Raw genomic sequence first — 18,783 nt, forward strand, 5'->3', positions numbered from 1 at the left:
GGAGTCAGCGGGGGGCAGCGTTTCGGCGCTCGCGCTGCCGCTGATGCGTTGGCTGGGCAGGCTGGTCAAGACATGGGCGGGGTTGATGCCTTGCAGCTGCACCTGGGCGTTCAATGCCTGGGTGGCCACAGTCCATTGGCCTTGGGCTTGGAGCTGGCCGCCGGGGGTGCCTGGATCTTCCTGCGTCGTCTCTTTTGTTCCTTTGCCCTTTTTTGACCCTTTTGACTCTTTTTGGCCATGGGGCAATTGCAGCTGGAGCTGGTCGAGCGTCCACACCTGGCCATCGAATTGCGCTTGGGCTTGCAGTTGCTGCAGGGGCAGGGCGGGGGCATCCCCGGGGCCGGCTTGGGGGTTGGCGATGTCGGTGCGAAAGCGCCAAACGCCGTCGGCATCGGTGGTGATGTGCAGCTGCCCGGTGAGATCGCTGGGCGGCAGCTGCGGGGCAAAGAGGGCGAGATTGACGTGCTGCAACTCCAGCTGGGCCTGCGGCAGCGGCTGGGCTTGCCATGGGGTGACGGTGGCGTGCAGGCGGGCGGATAAAGGGGGCAGGGCGCTGTTTGCCCCAGTGGTGGGCGCATCGGCATCGGTGGCCTGGGGCTGCACCTGGGCGGTCACTTGCAGTTGGGCCTGGGGGCCAAAGAGCTGGCCGCTGATGTCCACTTGCGCTTGCAGCGCCAAGGGCTGGGCCAGTTCCAACGCCGGGGTGGCGCTGGCCTGGGCCTGGGCCGTCAGCTGCAGGGGCGCTTGGCCGCCCAGTTGCACGCTGGCGCTGAGCTGGGCCTGCTGGGGGCCGTAGCGCAGGCTGCTTAGTTGCAGACGGTGTTGATCGCGGTCGTAGCGGTAGGTGGCAGCCAGGTGGTCAAGCTGGGCGCTGGGGCCGTCGGCCCAGGTGAAGGTGTCGATCTGCACCGGCAGGTCAATGGCCAGGGGCAGTTGCAGGCTGCGCAGGGGCTGGCTGGGGGTGTCGTCCGGCGGGGCCTCGGGCTGGGCGCGGTAATCGACGCGGGCGGCGTGCAGGCGCTCAACGGCCAAGCGCCGCTGCAGCAGCTGGCCCAGGTTCCAGGCCAGCGTTAGATTTTTTATTTGTAGCGTAAACCGCTGGTTGGATATGCGTAAACGGTCAATTTCACCCCCAAAACGCAAGCTGCCTTGGGCGTTTTCTACCTCAAGCTGCATGCCCGCAGGCAGCCAGCGCTGTGCCACGGCCAGGGTTTGCGCCAGGGATTGTTCTCGCCCGCTCCACCACCACAGGCTGGCCAGGCCCGTGGCCAGCACCAGCAGCAAGGCCAGGCCCAGCCAGCCCAGGCGGCGGCGCCTAGGGCGGTGTTTGGGGGCAGCAGGGGCGGCCGCTGGGGCCCCCGCCGGGGTGTCGAACACGGGGTCTTGGCGTTCAGGCATGGCAGGTTTAGAAGGTAAAGCCTAAGCGCAGGTGCAGGCGCAGTTGTTGGGTTTTAAAGCCATAGGCGATGTCGGCTTGCAAGGGGCCGACGGGGCTGTTCCAACGGATGCCGGAGCCGGCACCAACAAAGATTTGCACGTTGTTGCCGGGCTCATCGGTGACGGAGCCGGCATCCAGAAACACCGTGTGCTCCCAGTCTTTGCGGTTACCGGCCAGCACGATGGGGCGCTGCCATTCGGCCGAAGCGGCCAGCATATAGCGCCCGCCAATCATGTCATCGCCATTGCGCCGGGTGCCAATGCTTTGGTAGCTGTAGCCGCGCACGGTGGTGTCGCCGCCCGATAAGAAGAGCAGGGTCAGCGGGATATCCGTGCCTTTGCGGGCCACCACCGCGCCCAGTTGGCTGCGCAGCATCAGGCGGGCGCGGCGCTTGGTGGCCGCATCGCGCTCGCCCATGGGTTTGAAGTATTGCCAGCGGCCCAGCACGCGGGTGAAGGGGGTGCGCTCAGGGGTCAGCGTGCTGCCCAGGCCCAGCTCAAACGCCAGCCCATGGCCCCGGGTGGGGTTGCTGGCGTTGTTGAAGTAGCGCCCTGTCCAGCTGTAGTTGGCGCTGATGGCCGAGCTTTTGGGCGGGGCTTTGTCGCCTTGCGGGTTGGCCAGGTCGTAGCGCAGAAAGTACTGGCGGTCGATGCTGTCCTCATCCTTGCCGCGCCCGGCGGCCAGGGAGATGCTGTTGGTGTCGTAATCGGCCAGTTCGGCGCGTTCGGCGCTGGCGCTGGCAAACCAGTTCCAGCCGGTTGCATCGGGCAAGGAATACAGGCGGGTTGAGAGCAGTGGATTTTTGGCGTTGAGCTGCAGCTTGTTGTGCGCCTGCCAGCCCAGGCCCGGAATGCGGTGGTGGGTGTAATCCAGCGACAGGCGCGGCCCAATGTCGGTGCTCATGCCCGCGCCGTACACCCATTTGCGCAAAGGCGCTTCGCGCACCTGGGCCAGCACGGGCACCTGCACTTCGGTGGCATCGGGGGGGATGTTGTCTGTCTGCAGTGTTAAAAAGACCGAGTCGTACAAGCCCGTGGCCGCCATGCGCTGCTGCACATCGAGCAAGGTGGTTTGCCGGTATTCCGCCCCCACGGGCAGGCGGGCCGCGCGGGCCACCCCGGCGTTGTCGTAACGCTCGCCGCCTTCAATGGTGAGCGCCCCAAAGCGCACCAGGGGACCGGTAGCGTAATGCGCCTGCAGGTGGGCTTGGTGGGTGTCGGCATCAATCTCGGCCCGGCTGCTGGTCAGCGCTGCGGTGGGGTAGCGCCGCGCTTGCAGGCTGCGCAGCCCTTCGGCCTTGGCGCTGGCCCAGGCCGCTTGGGAAAACGGCTGCCCCACCTCCAGGGGCCAATTGCGGCCAATGCTTTGGCGTTGCCAGCTGCCGGCTTTTTCGCCCTCTTGCGGGCTGGTGACCTGGATATCGGCCTGCGCCACCGTGGTTTGCACGCCCGCATCGACGGTAATGCGCACCGTGGGCAGCACCTCAGAGTCACGGGGCGGGGCCTCCAGGACCAGCTCCACCGTCGGGGCGAAATAGCCCAAGGTGCCCAAGAGTTTGCGAATGTCGGCATCGGCCACACTCACCAGGCGGGTCAGTTCTTGGCGGCGCAAACCTTCCAAGTGGCGGTAGCGGTTGAGTTCCAGGTGCGCTTGCAGCAAGTCTTGTGCGGCCTCAGGCTGGGCGCGAATGACCAGTTCAAAATTCGGTTTGCCTTTGGCGGTGCCCAGGTTTTTGGCTTTGCCCAGCAGGCCGCAACCGGCCAGCAGCACGCTGGTTAGCAGGGCAAGGAGAAAGGAAGTCCAGCGCATAAGGCTTACTTAGACAACTGGCGCATGCATTGTTCCAGCCCCTGCACGGTCAGCGGGTACATCTTGCCGCCCATCAGCTGGTGGATGATGTCAATGCTCTGGCGGTACTGCCACACGCCTTGCGGCTCGGGGTTGATCCAGGCGTGCTGGGCAAAGGCCTCGGTCAGGCGCTGCAACCAGACCGCGCCGGGCTCTTCGTTCATGTATTCCACGCTGCCGCCGGGCTGCAAGATTTCGTAGGGGCTCATGGTGGCATCGCCCACAAAGATCAGTTTGTAGTCTTGGTTGTACTTGCGGATGATGTCCCAGGTGTCAAATTTTTCGGCAAAGCGGCGGTGGTTGTTCTTCCAGACAAAGTCGTACACGCAGTTGTGGAAGTAATAAAACTCCAGGTGCTTGAATTCGGCCTTGGCGGCTGAAAACAACTCTTCCACACGCTGGATGTGGTCGTCCATGGTGCCGCCCACGTCCATCAGCAGCAGCACCTTCACGTTGTTGTGGCGCTCGGGCACCATCTTGATGTCCAGCCAACCGGCGTTGGCCGCCGTGCTGCGGATGGTGTCGGGTAAGTCCAGCTCCAGCTCGCCGCCCTGGCGGGCAAATTTGCGCAGGCGGCGCAGCGCCACCTTGATATTGCGCGTGCCCAGCTCCTGCGTGTCGTCGTAATCGCGGTAGGCCCGCTGCTCCCACACCTTCACCGCGCTGCGGTTTTTCCCCGCCCCGCCAATGCGAATGCCCGCCGGGTTGTAGCCGCCATGGCCAAAGGGGCTGGTACCGCCGGTGCCAATCCATTTGTTGCCGCCCTGGTGGCGCTCTTTTTGCTCTTCCAGGCGTTTTTTCAGCGTCTCCATCAACTCGTCCCAGCCCATGGCCTCGATGGCGGCTTTTTCTTCCGGGGACAGTTCCCGCTCCAGCAGCTTGCGCAGCCAGTCTTGCGGGATTTCTTGCGTCAGGTCGGTGAGCATCTCCACGCCCTTGAAGTACGCCGCAAAGGCGCGGTCGAACTTGTCGAAGTGCTTCTCGTCCTTCACCAAAATGGTGCGGGCCAGGTAGTAAAAATCGTCCAGGCTCCAGCCGTCCCCGCCCGGCTCGGATTTGGGGCCGACCACGCCCACCTGCAGGGCTTCGAGCAGAGCCAGAAATTCTTTGACCGAAACCGGCAGCTTGGCCGCCCGCAAGGTGTAGAAAAAATCAATCAGCATGAAATTGGCCTTTAGCACTTATGTAGCCAGCGGATGCAGCTCTAAAAGATGAAGCAAATGGGCACGCACTTCGGGCCATTCACCCTGGTGCAGGCTGTACATCACCGTATCGCGAATCGTGCCATCGCGGCGCAGCGCGTGGCCGCGAATGACACCGTCTTTTTTGGCCCCCAGGCGTTCAATCGCCCGCTGGCTGGCGTGGTTGAAATTGTCCGTGCGCCAGCCCACCACGTTGCAGCCCAGCGCCTCGAAAGCATGCGCCAGCAGCAACAGCTTGCAGGTGGTATTGACGTGGCTGCGCTGCACGCTCCGGGCGTACCAGGTGTAGCCGATTTCCACGCGGCGCACGGGTGCCAGGATGTCGTGGTAGCTGGTGGTGCCCAGCACGCGGCCTGTCGCCTCGTCGATGACGGCAAAGGCAAAGCGACTGCCCTCCTGGCGCATTTGCAGCGCGGTTTCGATGTAGGCGCGGGTGTTCTCGGGCTCGGGTACGCTGGTTACGCGCAGCTTCCACAATTGCCCGTCGGCAGCGGCGGCACGCAGGCCGTCCTCATGTTCCAACGCCAACGGCTCCAGGCGCACGCCATGGCGGCTCAGGACGACAGGCTGCACAAAAGCCATAGCGGTGTTCCTTTAGCGGTTGCGCTGGTTCATAAACACCAGTTTTTCAAACAGCGAAATATCCTGCTCGTTCTTGAGTAGCGCCCCCACCAGCGGCGGCACGCTGATTTTGTTGTCGCCGCTGTGCAGCGCCTCGGCCGGGATTTCTTCAGCCAGCAGCAGTTTGAGCCAGTCGATCAGCTCGCTGGTCGAGGGCTTTTTCTTCAGCCCCGGCAGTTTGCGGATTTCGTAGAACACCTGCATCGCGGCGCTGAGCAGCTCGCCCTTGAGGCCAGGAAAGTGCACATCCACGATCTGGCGCATGGTGTCCGCCTCGGGGAACTTGATGTAGTGGAAGAAGCAGCGGCGCAAAAACGCATCCGGTAATTCTTTTTCATTGTTCGAGGTGATGAACACCAGCGGCCGGTGCTTGGCGCGGATGAGCTGGCGCGTCTCGTAGCAATAAAACTCCATGCGATCCAGCTCGCGCAGCAGGTCGTTGGGAAACTCGATGTCCGCCTTGTCGATCTCGTCGATCAGCAGCGCCACCGGCTGATCGGCCGTAAACGCCTGCCACAGCACGCCTTGCACGATGTAGTTGTCGATCACCTGCGAGCGGGCATCGCCCAGTTGGCTGTCGCGCAGGCGGTTTACCGCGTCGTATTCGTACAGCCCCTGCTGGGCCTTGGTGGTGGATTTGATGTGCCACTGCAAGAGTGGCAGGCCCAGCGCCTGGGCGGCCTCTTCGGCCAGCATGGTTTTGCCGGTGCCCGGTTCGCCCTTGACCAGCAAGGGGCGCTGCAGCTGGATGGCGGCATTGACGGCCAGCATCAGATCGGGGGTGGCGACGTAATTCTCAGAACCTTGGAATTTCATAGTGCAAAAAGTCAAGAAAGGTGAAAAAACGCAATCGTCTCAATCTCGCGTTGCGCGGCGTTGCACGGCAGCGACATAGGTCGCGCCATCCGGCGGCAGGCCGCTGCGCTGGCTGTCGGCCAGCATCTGGCCCAGGCACTCCATCGCTGCGTGGTGGGCATCGTGCAGGCCACCATCGAGCCGCTTGGAAAGCAGCTCCACCGCCTGGCGAATGCCGCGCGGTTGGTCGATGCTGCACTGCTCGCTGATGGACAGGTGCATGGACAGGTGCAGAAACGGATTGGTGCGCTCGGGCGTGAGGTCGTAGTTGCGGGCAATCGCCGCCTCGGCATCGGCCAGATCGGCAAAGTATTCGGGGTGCTCTTCAATCCACAGGCTGGCCAGCGTTTCGATGGCTTCCATCGGGGCCTGGGTGAGCATTTTGGAGCGCACGCCGCAGAAGAAGCGGCGCACATCGGCTTGGGAAGGTTGGAACATAGTTCGTCAGCGTAGCATGCAAAGCATCCTGACCGGGCCAAGGAGCTGCTTCTACGTGCCCCACAAACTCGACAGTGGCGCTGCCCAGATTCCGTTCCCCAGGGGCATCGTCTCGGTGCCGTCATACAGCAGCACGCCCATTTTTAATTGGCTGCCCGCCAGGCTGGCCAGCTTCTTCAGTCCGCGAAGATCGCCCTCCCTGACGGAGGCTGCCGCTTTCACCTCCACACCGACCAGTTGCCCGGCTGCATTCTCGAGCACGACATCGACCTCGAACTTGTCCGCGTCCCGGTAGTACATCAGGCGGTAGTCGCCATCCGCTGTGGTCGTGTGCTTGAGCAGCTCACCAAAGACAAACGTCTCCAGCACGTTGCCAAACCGCGTGCGGTCTTGCTGCACTTCTTCCAGGTTCACATCCAGCAGCGCCGCCAACAGGCCGGAGTCGATGAACTGCAATTTGGATGTCTTCACCACGCGGTTCAGGCGGTTGCGTGCCCAGACATCGATCCGCTTGAGCAGGTACATCTGCTCGAATACGCCAACGTAGCGTGCAGCGGTCTTACCATCCAGGCCGACCTGACCGCCAAGCTGGGTGTAATTGCACATCTGGCCTGCTGTCTGCGCCAAGGCACGCAGAAATCGCGGTAACTGATCGAGCTTCTCGATGCCCGCCACCTCCCGCACATCTCGTTGAATGATTGCGTCGATGTACTGCCGCGCCCACGCGATACGCCGCCTGGCCGAGGGGCGCGCAATGGCTTCGGGGTAGCCGCCCCGCAGCACACGTTCGACCAGATCATTGCCCAGTGCGGGCTGGTCCACCTTCAGTATTCGACCTGCGAAGGCGCTATCGATCCAGTTCGCCGCATGCGTTTCGATTTCGCTCTGCGCCAGAGGCAGCAACGATAGCGTTTCCATCCGCCCCGCCAGTGAGTCGGCCACCGTGGGCAGCGCCATCAAATTGGCGGAACCGGTCAGCAGAAAGCGGCCAGGGCGGCGGTCTTCGTCCACACTCTTTTTAATGGCCAGCAGCAGCTCAGGCGCACGTTGGATTTCATCCAGCACGGCGCGATCTAGGCTGCGCACCATCCCGACCGGGTCCTCCCGTGCTGACAGCAAGGTCAGCCCATCGTCCATGGTCAGGTAGCGCAATCCTTGTTGTTCTGCAATTTGCCGCACCAGCGTTGTCTTGCCCGCCTGACGCGGGCCTGCCAGCAACACCACGGGCGTGTCCAGCATCGCTTCAGCAATGCGCGGTTCGATTCGGCGTGGGAAAAGGGATGCCATGTTCATGCAGAAATGGTATCGTAAATCTCGGAATTTAGCGCCGTAAATCTCGGAATGTAGTTCCGTAAATCTCGGAATTGATCAACGTAAATTCCGCAGAATTTAGGCCTGCTTTCTGCCCGCCTTCCCTTTGGTCTTCTCTTTACCTTTGCCCTTCACCGCTGGCAGCAAGCTGGTCAGGTGCTGGTAGCGCTCAAACAAAAATGCCACGCGCTCGGCATCGTTTTTCCAGGTTTTTTTGCCACCTACCAGGGCATACGCGGCATCGACGGCCGCGTCGAGCTTTTGGTGCGCCTTGAGCAGGGCGGGCGGCATGGTCAGCGGGTCGTACAGGTCGGCCAAGCTGCTGCCGGGGAACTGGGCGCGGGCATCGAGCACGGCTTGCGCGGCTTTTTCTATAGCTGTTTGCGCTTTATGGGCGGGCGTTTGAGGCTGATTTGGCTCTAATTTTTCTGGGAGATCGGGCCAGGGGAAGGTGTTGTAAACGATGGCGGCGGAGTAGCGGTAGCGGCTCTCCAGTCGCCCGCAGACAGCACGCACCCAGGCGTTGTGCATGGTGCTTGAGAGGATGCCGAAGTGGTAGAGCGTGGCGCTGGGGACAATGTAGAGCTGATTGGATGCAACGATGCTAGGCTCCAAAAACCCCATAGGTATGAAATGTCTGCGTTCCGAACTTACTGTGGGAATCGCGACGTAGTGGGTCCCTGGCTGCCTGATTTCAGCAAATACTGTGGGTGTAAGCGCTAATTTTTTGGTTGTCTCGCGGTCACGTGATGTTCGCCAATGGCGAACGGCTTCAATGCGCTTTATGACAGAAGGCATTGATTTGAGCGTTGCAGGTGGCGCATTGAGTAACCAGAGGCACCAACGGGGTGTGCTATGCAAAAATTCTTCGCCTCCAATAAATGGGCGCAAATAGTCAGCAGCTTTCGGATCGGCTGAAAGCAGTTCTGCGCGTTCTTCGGCATTGATAGTGAAGTGCCCACCGTCCAATGCAAAACTGCCGTAGGACACGGGCGGAACGTTGGGGAACGCATTTTTTTGTGCAGTGATTAGCAGATCAGGCCCGTCGATTAGATACGGATTGATATGCGTCGCCGGCACTGCCAGCGCCTCGCCCTTGATATCTTCATATTCAAAAATCGTCTTTTCCGCCACGTCCTGCAGGCCAAAACCCACAATCACGCAATGCACAGCGGCCTTGCCCTTGGCCTCGTTTGTCCATGAAAACGTGCGGTGGGCAAAGTGAATATGGACACCTTGCGCCAGCATCCAGCCCCACAGCACGCCCACTTGTTCCCCCTGGGTAATGCTGTTGGTAGAGACAAACGCCACCCGCAGGGGCGTGGCAGGTGCAGGTTGGGCCGATTTGGGGGCCGCAGGCACCGTATGAGGCCCGGCCTGTGCCTGCCATGCCCCGGCCCCCTGCATATAGCGCGTGGCTTTCACGTACCAGGCTGCGACAAAATCCAACACGCCAAAGCCTTTGATGTGGCCCATGACGCACTCGAAATCGGCTTTTTGTGCAGCGCTTTGTTCTTTTTTGCCCAGGAACGGCGGATTGCCCAGCACATAGCTACAGCGCTGGGCGGGCAGCACCTCTTCCCAATCCAGCGTCAGTGCATTGCCGTGGACGATGTGCGGGCTGTTTTTCAAGGGAATGCGAGCAAAGTACAGGCCAAACTCTTCGCTCACACGCAAATTCATCTGGTGATCGACCAGCCACAGGGCCACCTGGGCGATTTGCGCCGGGAACTCTTCAATCTCGATGCCGTAAAACTGATCGACGTTCAGGCTGATGAGCTGGTGGACATCCAGCGCTTGCTGGCCGCCTTGCCCTGAAAGTTTGTGGCTGGCACGCAGCACCTCCAGCTCCAGCAGGCGCAGCTCGCGGTAGCTCATCACCAGGAAGTTGCCACAGCCGCAGGCTGGGTCAAAAAACGTCAGGTGGCGCAGCTTTTTATGAAAGTCGAACAGGCGGTTTTTGTTGTTTTTGACTTTGTGAAACTCGGCCCACAGCGCATCCAGAAACAGCGGGCGGATGAGCTTGAGGATGTTTTCCTCACTGGTGTAATGCGCCCCCAGATTGCGCCGGGCCTTCTCGTCCATGATGCTTTGGAACAGGCTGCCGAAGATGGCGGGCGAAATCGCCGACCAGTCCAGCGCACAGGCATCGAGCAAGGCGGTGCGCATGGTGGCGTTGAAGTCGGCCAGGGGCAGGGGCTCTTCAAACAGCTTGCCGTTGATGTAGGGAAAGGCGGCCAGTTGCTCATCGAGGTTTTTGCTGCGCTTGTCCTCGGGGGTGTTGAGCACTTGAAACAGCTGGGCCAGGCGTGGGCCCAGGTCGCTGCCGTCTTCGCTGGTGCGCTCTTCAATGAATTGGCGCAGCGCTTGCGCGGGCTGGAAGATGCCGGTGTCGTCCGCAAACAAGCAAAACAGCAGGCGCACCAGCAGCACTTGCAGGGGGTGGCCGTCGTAGCCGCTGGCGTGCAGGGCATCGTGCAGGCGGCCCATGCGCTCGGCAGCGCGAATGTTTACCGGGTCTTGCGCCTGGATGGTTTGCACCTTGTACCCGGCGATAAAGCCAAACAGGCGCACGTGCTGGTGCAGGTCGGCCAGGGCAAATTCGGTGACCTGCCCATTGGCCAGGTCGTGTACGCGAAAGCGGGCAAAGTCGCACACCACGATGAGCTGGGGCAAGTCGCGCTCGGCAATGCCGGGGAAGTAGCCCAGGGCCTGGTCAAACGCGGCATCAAGGTTTTTGCCGCGCGACTTTTGCTCGACCAAGAGCATTCCGGGCCAGAACAAATCGACAAAGCCTTGGCCGCCGCCGTGCTTTTTCACGTTGTGCTCGAAGCTGGCCACGCGCTTGTTGGTGATGCCGAAGATTTCAAAAAAGTCGATCCAAAAGGGTTTGGCCTGCGCATCTTCATTGGCGGCATCGGCCCAAGTGCGGGAAAAGGCCAGGGCGCGGGATTTGATTTCGTTCCAGGACAGGGGCATGGGGCAGCAAGCAAAGACAAAACGGCTAATGTAGCCAAAAGGCTGGGGCGCGCTTTGCCTTAGTCGGCTTGGTCAGTGCGATCAGCTTGATCGGTGGCCGCAAACACCAGCATGGCCTGCAGCCCGCTGCTGCGCCCTGGCACCGGGCTGGTCAGGCTGAAGCTGGCCCCATGCTGGCGGGCAATGCTGCCCACGATGGACAGGCCCAGCCCGTAGCCCAGGCGCGAAGCGTCGGCCCGCACGTGGCGCTGCTGCACGGTGGATAAATCGTGGGCGGCAATGCCCGGGCCGCTGTCGCGCACGATGATGGCCGGGGGCTGTGCCTGCACGGCCAGTTCGACCGGGCCGCTGCTGTAGGTCAGGGCGTTGTCAATCAGGTTGCGCAGGGCAATGGCCAGGGTGTCGATGTCGCCTTGCACGGGGAGGGTGATGGTTGGCGCATCCCAATCGAGGCGCTTTTGGGCCTGGGGCTGTTGCCAAAATTCTTGCGCCAAGGTGGTACACAGTGCGACTAAATCGACGGTGCTGCGTGCTTGGCTGGCCGCTTCGGCGCGGGACAGTTGCAGCAGCCGCTCGGTGCGGTGGCTCAAGGTGTGCAGGGCGTGCAGGATGGGCTGGATTTGCGCCAGGGCAATTTGCCCGCTGCCGTCGGCTTCGGCCTGCTCGATGGCGGTGTGCAGGCGCAGCCGTACCGAGGCCAGGGGCGTGCGCAGCTCGTGCGCGGCGTTGGCGGCCAGGGCGCGTTCCACGTCCAGGGCCAGGTGCAGGCGGTGCAGCAGCTGGTTTACGTCTTGCCCCACTTGGTGCAGTTCGTGTGGCAGGTCGGTCAGGGCCAGCGGTTGCAAATGGTCACCGCTGCGCTGCTGAATTTGCGCTTGCAGCCAGCGCAGGGAGTGCAGCTCGCGCCGGGCAATCCAGTGAATTAGCCACAGCAGCACCGGCAGCATGAGCAGTAGCACGGCAATCAGGCCGCTGGCGGTGCGCCAGCGGGCCTCGGTGCGCTCGTCCAGCGGGTCGGCCAGTTGCAGCCAGACACCGCTTTCGGGTTCTTCCAGGGTGTAGATGCGGTGCTGCGCGGTGTCGTAAAAGCCTTCTTGCAGGGGGGCGGCAAAGGCCTCCTCAGGCGCAGCGCGCGAGCGCAGCAGCAAGCGGCCCTGGGCATTGCGCAGTTGCAGCGAGAGCGGCTCGGTGTAGTCGGAGCCGGGCACTTCGCCCAGGATGCGCACCGCCTGCGCCTGCGCCTGCGCCTGCGCTGGTTCGGGGGTGGCGGCATCAAGCAGCGCGGGGTAGAGCTGGCGGTGGGCGCTTTCGACCAGTTCGGTATCGAAGTTGTGCTGAATTTGCGTATCCACATACCAGGCCACCAGGGCCGTGCTGATGCTCCAGACCAGCACCACGGCGGCGACCAGTGGACGCGCCAAGCGCGAGGCCAGGCTGCGGGTGGGGCCAGGCGGGTGTGCAGGCGGCTTCATGCGGCCTCCAGCCGGTAGCCCACGCCGCGCACGGTTTGGATCAGGCTGCTGCCCAGCTTGCGGCGCAGGCGGCTGATGAACACTTCCAGCGTGTTGCTGTCGCTGCTGGCATCCCATTGGTAGAGGGCTTCTTGCAGGCGCTCGCGGGTAAAAATTTGTCCAGGGCGGCTGGCCAGTACGCGCAGCAAGGCCCATTCTTTTGGGGTCAGCACGACGGGTAGGCCCGCCACCTGCACCCCCTCGCGCACCAGGTCGATATGGACGCTGCCGCGCACGACCTGGGCGGCGGCCTGTTGGCTGCGCCGCCGCTCGATGGCCCGCAGCCGGGCCAGCAGTTCTTCGGGGTCGTAGGGTTTGACCAGGTAGTCATCGGCCCCAGCGTCCAGCCCCCGAATGCGGTCGCTGACCTGGTCGCGTGCGGTGACGGCAATCACGGTGGGGCGGTCGGGCGCAGTGCGCAGTTGCGGCAGCAGCGTGAGGCCGTCGCCATCGGGCAGGTTTAAATCGAGCAGCACGGCCCAATAGTGGTTCACCCCAATCAAGGGTCGGGCCTGGGCCAGGCTGTCGGCCCAGTCCACCTGGTAGTGCTTGGTGTGCAGGTACGCCAACACGGCAGTGGCCAGGGTGCGATCGTCTTCTAAAAGCAGGATGTGCATGGTGGGTGCAGTGTAGGGGGCCGCCATGCTGAGCGCACAAGCTGAACGCTGTCTGAATCTGGGTTTCAGGCAGCGTTCAGAGCAGCAGCGCACATTGGCGGCCTATGACTGCGACTGCTCTTTCTTCGTCCCCCGCCCAAACGTCCCGCCCGCACTGGCTGCGCCGCCCGGCCCCCATCTCTTTGTCCACGCGCGCCGTGGCGCTGCTGCTGGCGCTGTGGTGCGCTGGGCCGCTGAATCTGGCGCTGTGGCAAAAACTGTCCGCCCTGGAGGATTTTGCCGATCCCTGGGCCCTTAAACGCCTGGCCCTGGGCGGCTTGATCGCTGCGGCCACGTTTCTGTGGCTGATGCTGTGGTCGTGGCCCGGGGTGCGCCGTCCGGCCTGGAGCGCCAACCTGCTGCTGGCCGCCAGCGTGCAGCATTTCATGCGCAGCTATGGGGTGGTGATGGACAGCTCCATGCTGGCCAACAGCCTGCACACCAACTGGACGGAGGCCTGGGCGCTGCTCACGCCTGCGCTGCTGGTGCAGGTGTTGTTGTTGGCCGGGCTGCCCATGGCTTGGCTGTACTGGGGGGTGCAGATGCCGCGCCAGCGCCGGGGCTGGCTGCGCTCGGCCTTGTGGCTGCTGGCCGCGCTGGGCGTGCTGGTTGGCGGCGGTCTGCGCCTGTACCGTGATTTGGCCCCGCTGCTGCGCAACCACACGGAAATTCGCTATTTGGTTAATCCGCTGGCCACGGTGGTGTCGTGGGCCAATGTCACGCTGAAACCTATTTTGAAGCCGAAAAAACCTTTTCAGCCGGTGACGGCCGGTGCTTCCCTGGGGGCCAGCTATGCGGCGCAGGCGGCCGGTCAGGTCAAGCCGCCGCTGCTGGTACTGGTGGTGGGCGAGACGGCACGCGGTGACCACTTTGGTCTGAATGGCTATGCGCGCAACACCACGCCGCAGCTGGCCCAGCAGCCCGTGCTGAGCTGGCAGCAGGTGCAGTCCTGCGGCACCAACACCATTGCCTCGGTGCCGTGCATGTTCTCGCCCGTGGGCAAAGAAGGCTACGAAGGCCGCAAGGTGGAGTACGGCAACCTGCTGGACATCGTGCAGGCCGCTGGGTTGGGGGTGCGCTGGCTGGACAACCAAGCGGGCTGCAAAGGCGTGTGCGCGCGCATCCCCAGTGCCGATGCCCAGGCCATTGCCACGCCCGCCCAGCGCCAGCCGTGGTGCCGCGAGGGTGAATGCCTGGACCGCCTGATGCTTGACGAGCTGGACGGCGAATTGGCCGCCATTCCTGCCGCGCAGCGCCAGCAGGGCGTGGTGCTGGTGCTGCACCAGATGGGCAGCCACGGCCCGGCGTACTACCGCCGTTCGGCCCCAGACAGCAAGCATTTTGGGCCGGAATGTGCCACCCATGTCACCTCCGATTGCGAGCAGCAAGACTTGGTGAATGTGTACGACAACAGCATTGTCGAGACGGATGCCTTTCTGGCCCAGACCATCGCCTGGTTGCGCACCCAGGAACGGGATTTCGCCCCGGCCATGCTGTATGTGGGTGACCACGGTGAATCTTTAGGGGAAAACGGCCTGTACCTGCACGGCCTGCCCTACCGCATTGCCCCCCAGGCGCAAAAACACGTGCCCTGGGTGCTGTGGCCCGGCCAGCTGCAGCAGCGCACCGGCTGGAGTGAGGCGTGCAGCCGCGCCCAGCTCAACCGGCCGCTGACGCACGATGCTTACTTTCACACCGTGCTGGGCATGTTGGACATCGCCAGCCCCTACTACCAGCGCCCGCTGGATGCCATGGCGGGGTGCCGCGCCAGCTAAGAACGTGTTCACAATCTCCTCGCGGGTGTGCAGTCGCGGCCTCGGGCGGTCTGCGGCGTTGCAAATCCTCGCCATAGCTAGCGCTATGTCTGTGGTTTGCGCCTTGCAGCCCATCCCGATCCGCATCCCGCACCCCTTCGCGCGGAAATCGTGAACACGTTCTCAGAACGTGTTTATAAAAAATGGGCCAACCACCCGTTGGCCAACACCACGCACACCCCGGTGCCGACAAACAGGCTGAGGAACAGATTGCCCCGCCACAAATGCACGGCCACCGTGGCGGCGATGCCCGCCAGTTTGGCGCTGGCCAGGGAGGTGTCGTGCAGGTCAATCATGCGCAGGCAATAGACCACCAGGATGGCGGTCACGCCCAGCGGCATCCAGGCGTTGAGGTGGGCCAGCAGGGGCGAATCCTTGATGGCCTCGCGAATGGCAAAGGGCAGCGCCCGCAGGGCAAAGGTGATGATGGCGGCACAGCCAATGGCCAGTGCAATATAAGGAGCATTCAGCGCCATGTTTTAAGCCTTTTTATCGTTGTTTTTATTGAATATCCTTTGTTTTAATGCGTGGCGTGCTAGGCAAAAGATAAGAAAAGCCCCCATTGCCACCAGCAGCATGGCATCACCGGCCAGCACAGCGGCGGTGCCTCCGGCCCCCAGGGCGGCCAGGGCAATGGTTTTATCGGGCCGGGTGCGGTAGGCATCCATGGCCAGCACGATGAACAAGGCGGTTAAAACAAAATCCAGCCCCGCCACATCCTGCAGCCACGTTGCGCCGGCCCAGGCCCCGGCAACCGAGCCCGATACCCACGACAGGTTCAGCCCCGCTTGAATCCACACAATCTGGCGGCTGGTCTGCGCCGATGTGGGCAGGTTGGCAATCAGCACGTAGGCCTCATCCGTCAGTGCGTACATGCTGTACAGCTTGCGCCACCCGCTGCGCACCTGTTGCAGTGGAAATGAGAGGCCGTAAAAAATATGCCGCGCGTTCACCAGCAGCGTGGTCAAAGCAATGGCCGACAGCGGGGCTGCGGTGGTGATCATGCCCACCAGCAAAAACTCCACCGACCCGGCATACACCGCCCCTGAAAGAATCGGTGCCAGCCACCACGGCAAGCCGTTGCTGGTGACCAGCACCCCCAGGCCCAGCCCCAGTGCGAACATGCCCAACCACACTGGGCCGGTGCGGTGAACCGCCAGCCGCAGGCCGCGCTGGGCCGATTGGAGGGCGGGGGAGGAAAGGGGGGTAAGAAAACGGGACATGCGGGAGCGAATCAAAACGTACAAATTTGAAAAATAGAACAGGCTGGGGGTATGGATGGGAGTATGGGGGGCATTTTTATGCCGCTGGCGCAGCGCGCCCCATGCGCCACCGCTGGATGGCTTTTTCTAGCTCGGCGATGGCAAATACCGAGGCCCCAGCCAGCACCACGCGCAGCCATTCGGCGGCGCTGAGGTTGGTCGAGCCAAATACCGCTTGCAGCCAGGGGGTGTACACAAAGGCCAGTTGCAGCACGGCGCACAGGGCGATGGTGGCGGGTATTTTGGGGTTGCCCAGCAGGCCTTCGCGGCTGAGGACGCTGTGCAGCACGTGGCGGCTGTTGTAGAGGTAGAACATTTCGACCAGCACCACGGTGCTTACGGCCATGGTGCGGGCGGTTTCGAGGCTGGAGCCGTGGCCCAGCTCCCACAAAAACAGGCCCAGCGCGGCGCAGGCCATGAGCACCGACACCATCACCACACGCCAGACGAACAGGCCCGACAGCAGCGATTGCCGTGGGTTGCGCGGGCGGCGGCGCATGACATCGCCCTCGGTCGGCTCAAAGGCCAGGGCCACGCCCAGGGTGCTGGAGGTGACCAGGTTGATCCACAGCACCTGCGCCGGGGTGAGCGGCAGCACCAGGCCAAAGGCGATGGCGCTGAAGACGATCAGCGACTCGCCGCCGTTGGTGGGCAGCATGAACAGGATGAACTTGCGCACGTTGTCGTAAATGCCCCGGCCCTCGCGCACGGCGTGGCCCAGGGTGGCGAAGTTGTCGTCGGCCAGCACCATGGCGGCGGCATCTTTGGCCGCTTCGGTGCCGTTTTTGCCCATGGCCACGCCCACGTCGGCGCGTTTCAGGGCCGGGGCATCGTTTACGCCGTCGCCGGTCATGGCGACCACTTCGCCGTTGGCTTGCAGGGCTTGCACCAGGCGCAGCTTGTGCTCGGGGCTGGCGCGGGCAAAGACATCGACATCGGTCACCACGTGGCGCAAGGCGGCATCGTCCAGCAGTTCGATTTCGGCCCCTGTCAGCGCCGGTTTGCCCAGGCCGATGCCCAGCTGGGCACCAATGGCGCGGGCGGTTTCGCCGTGGTCGCCGGTGATCATCTTCACGCGAATGCCCGCTGCGTGGCATTCGGCCACGGCCGCCATGGCCTCGGGGCGGGGTGGGTCCATACTGCCCAGCAGGCCAAGCAGGGTAAAGCCGCCTTGCATGTCAGAAAACTGCAGCGTTTGCTGCTGCGCAGGCACGGTTTTGACGGCAATGGCCAGGACGCGCAGGGCGCGGGCGGCGCAGTCGTTGGCGGCGCGGCGCCAGTAGTCGGTATCCAGCGGTGCGGCTGGGTGGTGCCGATCGTGCTGGGCGTGGCACATGTCCAGCACGCACTCGGGCGCACCTTTGACAAACACCAGGGCCTGGCCCGTGTGCTCGTGGTGCAGCGTGGCCATGAAGCGGTGCGCGGACTCAAACGGAATCGCATCGGTGCGGGGCAGGCGGGCGTGTTCGGCGGGCGCATCCAGCCCGGCTTTCAGGGCCAGGGTGAGCAGTGCGCCCTCGGTGGGGTCGCCGGTCAGCACCCAGCTGCCGTCGCTTTCATGCAGCGCCGCATCGTTGCACAGCAAGGCGGCGCGGGTGATGCCGGGCAGGGCGGGGTGGTCGTCCAGCGCCACATTGTGTGTTGCGCTGTGGCCGCTGCGGTGCAGCCCGCCTTCGGGGCGGTAGCCGCTGCCGCTGACTTCGTACACCTGGTTGGCCGTGACCACGCGCTGCACCGTCATTTCGTTGCAGGTGAGGGTGCCGGTTTTGTCCGAGCAGATGACGGTGACCGAGCCCAGCGTCTCCACCGCCGAGAGCTGGCGAATGATGGCCTTGTGCTGCGCCATGCGCCGCACGCCCAGCGCCAGGGTGATGGTCATCAGGGCGGGCAGCCCCTCGGGGATGGCCGAGGCGGCCAGGGCCACGGCCATCATGAACATCTCGGCCAGGGGCTGGCCGCGCCACAGCACGCCAATGGCGAAGGTGAGCACAACAAAGCCGACGATGACCAGCGCCAGCCAGTGGCTAAAGCGGGCCATTTGGCGCAGCAGCGGCGTGGTGGTGGACTGCACCGTGGCCAGCAGGGCGCTGATGCGGCCCAGCTCCGTGGCGCTGCCCGTGGCCACGACCAGCCCCGTGGCCGTGCCCGAGGCCACCAGCGTGCCCGAGTACAGCATGCCGTGCCGGTCGCCCAGGGGGGCATCCTCGGCCACCGCGCCCGCGTGCTTGTCGCAGGGCAGGGATTCGCCGGTCAGCACCGCCTCATTGGCCCGCAGGCCCTTGGCGTGCAGGATGCGCAGATCGGCGGGCACCTTGTCGCCCGAGGCCAGCAGCACCACATCGCCCGGCACCAGGGTTTGGGCATCCACCACCGTGCGCACGCCGCCGCGCAGCACCGTGGCCTGCAGCGACAGCATGCGCCGGATGGCATCGAGCGAGGACTCGGCCTTGCCTTCTTGCAAAAAGCCAATCAGTGCATTGATCACCACCGCCCCCAGCAGCACGCCCGTATCCAGCCAGTGCCCCAGCGCGGCGGTGACCACGGCAGCCACCAGCATCACGTAAATCAAGACGTTGTGAAATTGCAGCAGCAACCGCAGCCACACCGGGCGTTTGCCCTGCTGCGCCAGGCGATTGGGGCCGTGCGTGGCCAGGCGCTGGGCGGCCTCAGCGGGGGTGAGTCCGTGGGTGGCGTGGCTGCCTTGCCGCTGCACAGCGGTGGCGCTGTCCAGGCTGTGCCAGGCAGTGCGGGTGCTGGCCGTGGAAGGAGAAGGGGGGGTGGAGGGTGGCAGCGTACTCATGGCGATGGGGGATGCGTGGAGCATGTGCGTGGGGCATTTGATGGCGAC

At 63.6% G+C, this 18,783-nt stretch carries 14 protein-coding genes; 1 reads left to right on the top strand and 13 read right to left on the bottom strand.

All coding sequences use genetic code 11. The features are described 5' to 3' along the window. The 10 genes from J1777_RS08455 to J1777_RS08500 all read right to left on the bottom strand — a co-directional run. The coding region (locus J1777_RS08455; RefSeq protein WP_479723408.1) for a translocation/assembly module TamB domain-containing protein at positions 1 to 1,398 on the bottom strand (1,398 nt) is incomplete at its 3' end. 7 nt (positions 1,399 to 1,405) lie between these two features. Further along, the gene (locus tag J1777_RS08460) at positions 1,406 to 3,247 is read right to left on the bottom strand and encodes an autotransporter assembly complex protein TamA (protein WP_207575318.1); all 1,842 of its coding nucleotides are present in this window, start codon (positions 3,245 to 3,247) and stop codon (positions 1,406 to 1,408) included. Positions 3,248 to 3,252: 5 nt separating this feature from the next. Next, complete coding sequence (locus J1777_RS08465) at positions 3,253 to 4,449, bottom strand: vWA domain-containing protein (RefSeq protein ID WP_207575319.1); 1,197 nt, start codon at positions 4,447 to 4,449, stop codon at positions 3,253 to 3,255. Positions 4,450 to 4,467: 18 nt separating this feature from the next. After that, positions 4,468 to 5,070, bottom strand: a complete 603-nt coding sequence (locus J1777_RS08470) for a GNAT family N-acetyltransferase (protein WP_207575320.1) — start codon at positions 5,068 to 5,070, stop codon at positions 4,468 to 4,470. A 12-nt stretch (positions 5,071 to 5,082) separates the two neighbouring features. Further along, positions 5,083 to 5,925, bottom strand: coding sequence for an AAA family ATPase (locus tag J1777_RS08475; RefSeq protein WP_207575321.1), 843 nt, complete (start codon positions 5,923 to 5,925; stop codon positions 5,083 to 5,085). Positions 5,926 to 5,964: 39 nt separating this feature from the next. After that, positions 5,965 to 6,402, bottom strand: a complete 438-nt coding sequence (locus J1777_RS08480) for a DUF1841 family protein (protein WP_207575322.1) — start codon at positions 6,400 to 6,402, stop codon at positions 5,965 to 5,967. 51 nt (positions 6,403 to 6,453) lie between these two features. Next, positions 6,454 to 7,695 (bottom strand): ATP-binding protein, encoded by a 1,242-nt coding sequence (locus tag J1777_RS08485; protein ID WP_207575323.1) that lies wholly within the window; start codon positions 7,693 to 7,695, stop codon positions 6,454 to 6,456. 96 nt (positions 7,696 to 7,791) lie between these two features. Continuing rightward, positions 7,792 to 10,692: a class I SAM-dependent DNA methyltransferase gene (locus J1777_RS08490; protein WP_207575324.1), complete on the bottom strand. Its 2,901-nt coding sequence runs from the start codon at positions 10,690 to 10,692 to the stop codon at positions 7,792 to 7,794. A 59-nt stretch (positions 10,693 to 10,751) separates the two neighbouring features. Further along, a complete protein-coding gene (locus J1777_RS08495) occupies positions 10,752 to 12,164 on the bottom strand; it encodes an ATP-binding protein (RefSeq protein ID WP_207575325.1) in 1,413 nt (470 codons plus the stop codon). Continuing rightward, positions 12,161 to 12,820 (bottom strand): response regulator, encoded by a 660-nt coding sequence (locus J1777_RS08500; protein ID WP_207575376.1) that lies wholly within the window; start codon positions 12,818 to 12,820, stop codon positions 12,161 to 12,163. Before J1777_RS08500 ends, J1777_RS08495 begins: the two co-directional genes overlap by 4 nt. A gap of 104 nt (positions 12,821 to 12,924) precedes the next feature. Between J1777_RS08500 and J1777_RS08505 the strand changes: the two genes are divergently transcribed. Continuing rightward, on the top strand, positions 12,925 to 14,634 hold the full coding sequence (locus J1777_RS08505) for a phosphoethanolamine transferase (RefSeq protein WP_207575326.1): 1,710 nt from the start codon (positions 12,925 to 12,927) through the stop codon (positions 14,632 to 14,634). A 173-nt stretch (positions 14,635 to 14,807) separates the two neighbouring features. Here J1777_RS08505 and J1777_RS08510 read toward each other — a convergent pair whose 3' ends face one another. The 3 genes from J1777_RS08510 to J1777_RS08520 all read right to left on the bottom strand — a co-directional run bounded on the left by J1777_RS08510 (position 14,808) and on the right by J1777_RS08520 (position 18,735). Then, positions 14,808 to 15,149: a branched-chain amino acid transporter permease gene (locus J1777_RS08510; protein ID WP_207575327.1), complete on the bottom strand. Its 342-nt coding sequence runs from the start codon at positions 15,147 to 15,149 to the stop codon at positions 14,808 to 14,810. 3 nt (positions 15,150 to 15,152) lie between these two features. Continuing rightward, a complete protein-coding gene (locus J1777_RS08515; RefSeq protein ID WP_207575328.1) occupies positions 15,153 to 15,896 on the bottom strand; it encodes an AzlC family ABC transporter permease in 744 nt (247 codons plus the stop codon). Between the two features lie 76 nt (positions 15,897 to 15,972). Then, complete coding sequence (locus tag J1777_RS08520; protein ID WP_242700463.1) at positions 15,973 to 18,735, bottom strand: cation-transporting P-type ATPase; 2,763 nt, start codon at positions 18,733 to 18,735, stop codon at positions 15,973 to 15,975. Positions 18,736 to 18,783 lie beyond the last annotated feature (48 nt).

The organism is Comamonas denitrificans, assembly GCF_017368815.1.
Lineage (GTDB): Bacteria > Pseudomonadota > Gammaproteobacteria > Burkholderiales > Burkholderiaceae_C > Comamonas > Comamonas denitrificans.